This window comes from Geodermatophilus sp. SYSU D00710, assembly GCF_054050195.1.
Map to the genome: position 1 here is coordinate 1 of NZ_JBJGYX010000102.1, position 8224 is coordinate 8224.

An 8224-nucleotide genomic window follows, 5' to 3' on the forward strand; every position below is an offset into this window, starting at 1 on the left:
CCCCCCCCCCCCCCCCCCCCCCCCCCCCCCCCCCCCCCCCCCCCCCCCCCCCCCCCCCCCCCCCCCCCCCCCCCCCCCCCCCCCCCCCCCCCCCCCCCCCCCCCCCCCCCCCCCCCCCCCCCCCCCGTTCAGAGGAGGGTGCCGCCCTCGGGCTCGAAGGCGGCCAGCGCGGCGTCGACGCGGCGCAGCGTCCCCGCGTCGAGGACGACGCGCGCGGCCTCGACGTTCTCGACCACGTGCGCCGGCGTCCGGCTCCCCGGGATGGGCACCACGTGCGGGTCCTGCGCCAGCAGCCACGCCAGCGCGAGCTGGCCCGGCGCCAGCCCCAGCTCCGCGGCCAGGGCGCGGACCGGCGCGTACCGGTCGTTGTTGCGGGCCAGCGCCGCGCCGGAGAAGCGCGGCGCGTTGTGCCGGAAGTCGCCGTCGGCGAGCGCGGTGACGGTGCCGGTCAGGAAGCCGCCGCCCAGCGGTGACCAGGCCACGATCCCGATGCCGAGCTCGCGGGTGGTGGCGAGCAGGTCCGGGTCGACCGGGCGCCACATCGACCACTCGGTCTGCACGGCCGCCACCGGGTGCACCGCGTGCGCCTCGCGCACCTGTGCCGCGGTGACGTTCGACAGGCCCAGGTGACGCACCAGCCCGGCGTCGACCAGCTCGGCGACCGCGCCCACGGTGTCGGCCAGCGGCACCTGCGGATCGGGGAAGTGCGGGTAGTACAGGTCGATCCGGTCGGTGGCCAGCTCGCGCAGGCTCTGCTCGGCGTAGGCGCGCACGTGCCGGGGATCGGCGTTGACGGCCAGCTCGCCGTACGCGTAGCCGACCGGGAAGTGGTGCGCCGGCGCCCCCTCGGGGATGCGGAACCCGAACTTCGTCGCGAGGACCACCTCGTCGCGCCGCTCCCGCACGGCGCGGCCGACCAGCCGCTCGTTGTGCCCGTCGGGTCCGTAGCCGTCGCTGGTGTCGACGAACGTGGCCCCCGCGTCCAGCGCCGCCGTCAGCGCCTGCTGGGCCCGCTCCTCGTCGACCGCACCGTACATGCCGGGGCTGAGCACCATGGCGCCGAAGCCGACGGCCGGCACCGCCAGGTCGCCGAGGGTCCGGGTGGGCAGCGGGTCGGTCACGGGTCCTCCTGGGTTCCCGGGTGCGTCGGTGCCCAGCCTCGGGGAGCCGCCCGCGGCGGGACCAATGCCTGCCGTCATGCCTGGTGGGCATGCCCCGGCATCAGACGGGGTCGGGCTCGCGCAACCGCTGGCTGATGACGCCGGTGATGCCGTCGCCGCGCATGCTCACGCCGTAGAGCGCGTCGGCGATCTCCATCGTGCGCTTCTGGTGCGTGATGACGATGAGCTGCGAGGTCGCCCGCAGCTGCTCGACGAGGGTGAGCAGCCGGCCCAGGTTGACGTCGTCGAGGGCGGCCTCGACCTCGTCGAGCACGTAGAACGGCGAGGGCCGGGCGCGGAAGATCGCCACCAGCAGCGCGACGGCGGTGAGCGAGCGCTCGCCGCCGGACAGCAGCGAGAGCCGCTTGACCTTCTTGCCCGGCGGGCGCGCCTCGATCTCCACGCCCGTGGTGAGCATGTCCTCGGGGTCGGTGAGCACCAGCCGCCCCTGCCCGCCGGGGAACAGCGTGGCGAAGACGCCCTCGAACTCGCGGGAGACGTCGGCGAACGCCGAGGCGAAGACGTCGTGGATGCGCCCGTCGACCTCGCGGACGACGGTGAGCAGGTCGCGGCGGGTGGCCCGCAGGTCCTCGAGCTGCGTGGCGAGGAAGGTGTGCCGCTCCTCCAGGGCCGCGAACTCCTCCAGCGCCAGCGGGTTGACCCGGCCCAGGGTGGCCAGGTCGCGCTCGGCGCGGGCGGCGCGGCGCTCCTGGGCGGCCCGGTCGTAGGGCACCGGCGGGGGCTCGGGTTCGCCCGCGGCCTCGGCGGCGGCCAGCTGCGCGGGGGCCGGCGGCACGGGCGCGGCCGGGCCGTACTCGGCCACCAGCGTGGGCAGGTCGACGCCGAACTCCTCGGCGGCGCGCTCCTCCAGCGCCTCGATGCGCAGCCGCTGCTCGGCGCGGGCGACCTCGTCGCGGTGCACCTCGTCGGTCAGCCGCTCGAGCTCGGCGGTCGCGGCGCGGACGCGGGTGCGCACCTCGAGCAGCTCGGCCTCGCGGGTGCTGCGCTCGCCGGCCAGCCGGTCGCGCTCGGTGGCGGCCCGGGCCAGCGAGGTGGCCAGCGAGGTGAGCGCCTCCTCCGCGCCCGCGCGCACGCGGGCGGCCACCTCCGCACCGCGGCGGCGGGCCAGCGCGGCGGCGGCGGCGCGCTCGCGGGCGGCCCGCTCCTGGCGCGCCTGGCGGCGCAGCGCCTCGGCGCGGCCGGACAGCGCCCGGGCGCGCTCCTCGGCGGTCCGCACGGCGAGCCGGGCCTCGGTCTCGGCCTGCCGGGCGGCGGCGGTCTCCAACCGCAGCCGGTCGCGCTGCTCGGAGGAGGGCTCCGCCGCGGCGGGGGCGGCCTCGGCCTCGGCCAGCCGCGCCTCCAGCTCGGCCAGCCCGGCCGCGGACTCCTCCAGCGCCCGCTCGGCCCGCCGCTGTGCGGCCGCGGTGCGCTCGGCCTCGGCGGCGGCCGAGCGGGCGGCGGCTCCGAGCTCGGCGAGCTCCGCGGCCAGCTTCGAGCGGCTGCGGTCGGCGGCCTGCCGGGCGGTCAGGGCCGTGTCGACGTCGGCCGACCGGGCGCGGGCGGTCTCCCGGGCGGCGGCCAGCCGGTCGGCGAGGTCGGCGGCCCGCGCGGCGGCGGCGGCGAGCTCGCGCTCGGCCTCGTCGACCCGGGCCCGCACCTCCAGGTTCGACGGCGCGTCGGCCGACCCGCCCGACGCCCGGTCGGCGCCCACGACGTCGCCGTCGGCGGTCACCGCGCGGACGCGGGGGTGGGCGGCGACCAGCGCGGCGGCGACGTCCAGGGTCGGGACGACGGCGACCCGGTCCAGCGTCCGCGCGAGCGCCGGCCGCAGCTCCTCCGGGGCCTCGACGAGGTCCAGCGCCCACCGCAGGCCCTCGGGCAGCACCGGCCAGCCCTCCCGCGGCAGCGGCGGCGGCCCGCCGGTGACCAGCAGCCCGGCCCGCCCCCCGCCGGTGCCGCGCAGGTGCGCCAGCGCGGCGGCGGCGTCGTCGACCCCGGCGACGACGACCGCCTCGGCCAGCCCGCCCAGCGCCGCCGCCAGCGGCACCTCCGCACCAGGGGCGACGGTGACCCGCTCGGTGACCGGACCGAGCACGCCGGGCAGGCCGGACGCGAGGACGGCCGCGGCGCCGTCGGCGGGGGCCAGGCCGAGTGCGAGGGCGTCGCGGCGGGCTGCCCAGGAGGCGCGGTCGCGCTCGGCGGCGCGCTCGGCGGCGGCGAGCTCGGTCACCGCGCGGGCGGCGGCGGTGTGCGCGGTCACGGCGTCGGTGTGCGCGGCGACCAGCGCGACGTCCTCGTCGTCGGCGTCGGAGACCCCGGCCCGGCGCTCGTCGAGGCGGGTCTGCGCGGCCTCGGCGCGGCCGGCCGCCTCCGCGGCCGCCTGCGCCAGCCGCTGCGCCTCGGCCTGTCCCGCGGCCGCCCGGGAGCGGCCGGCGGCGACCTTGCCCGAGAGCCGGGCCAGGCCCTCCCGGCGGTCGGCGAGCGCGCGGGTGGCGGCCACCCAGGCGCGCTCCTCGGCGGCCAGCGCCTCCTCCAGCTGCGCGCGGGCGGCGACGGCGGCGGCCAGCCGGCCGCGCTCGGCCTCCAGCCCGGCCGCGAGCTCGGCCTCGGTGGCGGCGACCCGGTCGGCCTCGGCGTCGAGCTGCTCGGGGTCTCGGCCGCCGCTGCCCGCCGGGCCCGGCGCGGACAGGTGACGGTGCCGCTCGGCGGCCAGCTGCGCGACGCCGCGGAAGCGCTCGGTCAGCGCGGAGAGCCGGTACCAGGTGTCCTGCGCGGCGCCCAGCCGCGGGGCGTCGGCGGCCAGCGCCGCCTCCAGCTCGCTCTCCCGGCGGGAGACGCCGCCCAGCTCGGCCTCCACGACGGCGCGGCGCGCGCGGGCGGCGGCCTCGTCGGCGACGTCCTTCTCCAACGCGTCGCGCAGGCCGACCAGGTCGTCGGCGAGCAGCCGCAGCCGCGCGTCGCGCAGCTCGGCCTGCACGCCCGCGGCCCGGCGGGCGACCTCCGCTTGCCGCCCCAGCGGCTTGAGCTGGCGGCGCAGCTCCGCGGTGAGGTCGGTCAGCCGGTCGAGGTTGGCCTGCATCGCGTCGAGCTTGCGGAGGGCCTTCTCCTTGCGCTTGCGGTGCTTGAGGACGCCGGCGGCCTCCTCGATGAAGGCGCGGCGGTCCTCGGGGCGCCCGGACAGGACGGCGTCGAGCTGCCCCTGCCCGACGATGACGTGCATCTCCCGGCCGATGCCGGCGTCGCTGAGCAGCTCCTGGACGTCGAGCAGGCGCACCTTGTCGCCGTTGATCTCGTACTCGCTCTCGCCGGAGCGGTACATGCGGCGGGTGACCGAGACCTCGGTGTAGTCGATCGGCAGCGCGCCGTCGGCGTTGTCGATGGTCAGCGTCACCTCGGCGCGGCCCAGCGCGGGGCGGCCGGCGGTGCCGGCGAAGATGACGTCCTCCATCTTGCCGCCGCGCAGGGTCTTCGCGCCCTGCTCGCCGAGGACCCAGGCGATGGCGTCGACGACGTTGGACTTGCCCGAGCCGTTGGGGCCGACGACGGCGGTGATGCCCGGTTCCAGGCGCAGCGTCGTGGCCGACGCGAAGGACTTGAAGCCCTTGAGCGTCAGGGCGGAGAGGTGCACGGGATCAGGGACCTGGCCACGGGACGCAGCCCGCAGTCGGCCCCCTGCAGGGTCCCGCCGCGAGCGTGCGAGCAGCGGGGGGCAGGGGGTCCTTCAGCTAGGCGAGGGCCGGCTGGGCGTTGTCGCCGGCCAGGCTGAGCAGCTCGGAGGCGATCGCGGCGTCGCGGGCGGCGTCCCGCTGGGCGCGCAGTTCGGTCAGCTCCTGCTCCAGGCGGCGCACCTTGGCGCGCAGGACCGCGTTCTCGTCGAGGACGCGGAGCTCCGCGGGGGATACGACAGAACCGAAGAGGGCCTTGGCCATGGCGGAAACGGCCTTTCCGACAGCGAGAGGGAGTGCCCGCCGCCCCGGGAAGTCGGTCGGCGCGGGCTCGGTACCCCCAGGGTGACACCCCCGGACACGCAGGTCAACGGCACCACCGGAGGGCCGCCGTGTCGGAGGGATGTCGCCTTCGTCACGCCGTCGTGAACCCGGCGCTCCCCTGCACCGCGCGCTGCTCGTGCACCACCGCGGTGACCGCTCCGGGCGCGCGGGGCCCGTCGAGGGCGGCGACGACGGTGCGCACCGTGTCGGCCGGCCCCTCGAGCTCGACCTCGACGCGCCCGTCGGGCAGGTTGCGCGCCCAGCCCGACAGCCCGGCGGCGTCGGCCAGGCCGCGGACGAACCAGCGGTAGCCGACGCCCTGCACGTGGCCGGAGACGAGCACGCCCACCCGGACGACGTCGGTCACGACCGCCTCGCCCGCGGACGCGGCTGGCAGGTCGGGCAGCTGTAGCTCGACCGGTTCGTGAACGACTCGCGCACGATCGGCGTCCCGCACCGCGGGCAGGGCCGGTCGGCCTGGCCGTAGACGGCCAGGTGCCGGGAGAAGTAGCCGCTCTGCCCGTTGACGTCGACGTAGAGCGAGTCGAAGGAGGTGCCGCCCTGCGCCAGGCTCTCGGTCAGCACGTCCCGCACCCCCTCCAGCAGGTCGGACACCTGGGCCCGGGTGAGCCGGTCTGTGGGGCGGTTGCCGTGCAGCCGCGCCCGCCACAGCGCCTCGTCGGCGTAGATGTTGCCGACCCCGCCGACCAGGGTCTGGTCGAGCAGTGCGCGCTTGACCTCGGTGCGGCGGCGGCGCAGGGCCGCGCTGAACGCGTCGGCGTCGAAGGAGCCGTCGAGCGGGTCGATGGCGATGTGCGCCAGGCGGTCCGGGATCGCGTGCCCGTCGGCGTCCTCCACGGCCAGCCCGCCGAAGGTCCGCTGGTCGACGAAGCGCAGCTCGCGGCCGCCGTCGGTGAAGGTGAACCGGGCGCGCAGGTGGGTCTCGTCGGGCTGGGAGCGCTTCTCGACCAGCAGCTGCCCGCTCATGCCCAGGTGCGCGACCATGGCCCGCCCGGACGGGGCGCCGTCGGGCTCGGTGAGCGGCAGCCACAGGTACTTGCCGCGGCGGTGGGCGGCGGCGAAGGTGCGGCCGGTGACCGCCTCGACGAAGTGCTCGGCGCCCTCGAGGTGCCGACGGACGGCGCGCGGGTGGTGCACCTCGACGCCGGCCACGGTGCGGCCGGCGACCCAGCGCTCCAGGCCGCGCCGCACCACCTCGACCTCGGGCAGCTCGGGCACGTCGCTACTCCCCGGCGGGGGCGCCCGGCTCCTCGGCCGAGATCGCCTGCCAGGCGGCCTCCGCGGCCTCCTGCTCGGCGGCCTTCTTGGTGCGGCCGGTGCCGGTCCCGCGGACGACCCCGGCCAGCGACACCGCCGCGGTGAACTTCTTGGCGTGCGGCGGGCCCTCGTCGGTGACGTCGTAGACGGGGGCGCCCAGGCCGCGGGCGGCGCCGAGCTCCTGCAGGCTGGTCTTCCAGTCCAGCCCAGCGCCGCGCGTGGCGGCCACGACCAGCAACGGGTCGAACAGCCGGTGCACGATCGCGCTGGCGACGTCGAGCCCGATGCCCAGGTGCACCGCCCCGATGAGCGCCTCCAGCGCGTCGGCGAGGATCGAGTCCTTCTCCCGCCCGCCGGTGGTCTCCTCGCCGCGGCCGAGCAGCAGGTGCGGGCCCAGCCCACCGGCGCCCAGCCGCCGGGCCACGCCGGCGAGGGAGTTCATGTTGACCACCGAGGCGCGCAGCTTGGCCAGCCGCCCCTCGGGCAGGTCGGGCTGGCTGCGGTAGAGCTCGTCGGTGACGACCAGGCCGAGCACCGCGTCGCCGAGGAACTCCAGGCGCTCGTTGGTGGGCAGGCCGCCGTGCTCGTACGCGTAGGAGCGGTGCGTCAGCGCCAGCGCCAGCAGGCCGCCGGGCAGCTCGACGCCGAGGGCGTCGAGCAGCCAGGCGGCCGCGCGGTCGGCGTGCGCCTGCCCCGCCGGGGAGTCGCCCACGGGGATGACCGGGGTACGGGCGGCGCTGCCCACGTCCGGCCGGGTCAGACGGAGAGGACCTGGCGGCCGGCGTGCTGGCCGCAGTTCGGGCAGGCCTGGTGCGGCGGCTTGAGCTGGCCGCAGGCGCGGTTCGGGCAGGGGGCGAGCGTGGGGGCGCTGGCCTTCCACTGCGACCGGCGGGCGCGGGTGTTGGCGCGGGACATCTTCCGCTTCGGGACGGCCACGGTCAGTTCTCCTCAGGGTCGCCCGGACGGTCGTCGACCGCTCCGGTGGTGAAACGGCCGGCGAGGCCGGCCCAGCGGGGGTCGACCAGCTCGTGGGAGTGGTCGGCCGGGAGGTCGTCGAGGCGCTGCCCGCAGCCGGAGCACAGCCCGGAGCAGTCCTCGGAGCAGGTGGGCGAGAGCGGCAGGGCGAGGACGACGGTGTCGCGGACCATCGGCTCGAGGTCGATGCGCTCGCCCTCGACGAGGCGGACCTCGTCCTCCTCGCTCGTGGCCTCGGTGGTGCTGCCCGGGTAGGCGTAGAGCTCCTGGACGTCGAGCTCGAGGGTGTCCTCGACCGGCTCCAGGCAGCGGGCGCACTGGCCCTCGACCGGGACCTCGACGTCGCCGGAGACCAGCACGCCCTCCATCACCGACTCCAGCCGCAGCCGCAGGTGCACCGGGGCGCCCTCGGGCACGCCCACCAGCTCGAGCCGCCAGCCCGCGGGCGCCGGGACGGTGCGGTCGAGCTCCTGCATGGAGCCCGCCCGGCGCCCGAGCTCACGCAGCTCGACGGCCCAGGGGTTGGCGGCGGGGCGCCGGGCGTCGGTGGACGCGGCGCCTCGTCGATCGGATGGTGCGGCAGGCATGTCGGTACTCGCGGTCGTGGGGGGGGTGGAGGGAGCCCGGCCGGGGACGGGCACCGGCAGTCGGACCAGCATCCGAGACTACCCGATCCCACGGCGACACCGTCCGGCCGATGGTGGGCCACGATCAGGGTCCCTGATCGTGCGGGGGGGGGGGGGGGGGGGGGGGGGGGGGGGGGGGGGGGGGGGGGGGGGGGGGGGGGGGGGGGGGGGGGGGGGGGGGGGGCGGGCGGGCGGG

Annotated in this window: 8 protein-coding genes; all 8 read right to left on the reverse strand. The window is 78.0% G+C overall.

Features of this window, described 5'->3' with window-relative positions; all coding sequences use genetic code 11:
- Window positions 1-128 precede the first annotated feature (128 nt).
- Window positions 129-1121 carry an aldo/keto reductase gene (locus ACI78U_RS24395; protein ID WP_456878034.1) on the reverse strand — a complete coding sequence of 331 codons (993 nt, stop codon included), beginning with the start codon at window positions 1119-1121 and terminating at the stop codon, window positions 129-131.
- Window positions 1122-1221: 100 nt separating this feature from the next.
- Window positions 1222-4788: a chromosome segregation protein SMC gene (gene smc, locus ACI78U_RS24400; protein WP_456878035.1), complete on the reverse strand. Its 3567-nt coding sequence runs from the start codon at window positions 4786-4788 to the stop codon at window positions 1222-1224.
- Between the two features lie 97 nt (window positions 4789-4885).
- Window positions 4886-5089, reverse strand: a complete 204-nt coding sequence (locus ACI78U_RS24405) for a hypothetical protein (protein ID WP_456878036.1) — start codon at window positions 5087-5089, stop codon at window positions 4886-4888.
- A 151-nt stretch (window positions 5090-5240) separates the two neighbouring features.
- Window positions 5241-5516 (reverse strand): acylphosphatase, encoded by a 276-nt coding sequence (locus ACI78U_RS24410; protein WP_456878037.1) that lies wholly within the window; start codon window positions 5514-5516, stop codon window positions 5241-5243.
- Entirely contained in the window at window positions 5513-6388 is an 876-nt protein-coding gene (mutM, locus tag ACI78U_RS24415) for a bifunctional DNA-formamidopyrimidine glycosylase/DNA-(apurinic or apyrimidinic site) lyase (RefSeq protein ID WP_456878038.1), read from the reverse strand. Before mutM ends, ACI78U_RS24410 begins: the two co-directional genes overlap by 4 nt.
- Before the next feature lie 4 nt (window positions 6389-6392).
- A complete protein-coding gene (gene rnc, locus ACI78U_RS24420) occupies window positions 6393-7139 on the reverse strand; it encodes a ribonuclease III (RefSeq protein ID WP_456878039.1) in 747 nt (248 codons plus the stop codon).
- 44 nt (window positions 7140-7183) lie between these two features.
- Window positions 7184-7363: a 50S ribosomal protein L32 gene (gene rpmF / locus ACI78U_RS24425; RefSeq protein WP_089402499.1), complete on the reverse strand. Its 180-nt coding sequence runs from the start codon at window positions 7361-7363 to the stop codon at window positions 7184-7186.
- 2 nt (window positions 7364-7365) lie between these two features.
- Window positions 7366-7989, reverse strand: a complete 624-nt coding sequence (locus ACI78U_RS24430) for a YceD family protein (protein ID WP_456878040.1) — start codon at window positions 7987-7989, stop codon at window positions 7366-7368.
- Window positions 7990-8224: the final 235 nt, after the last annotated feature.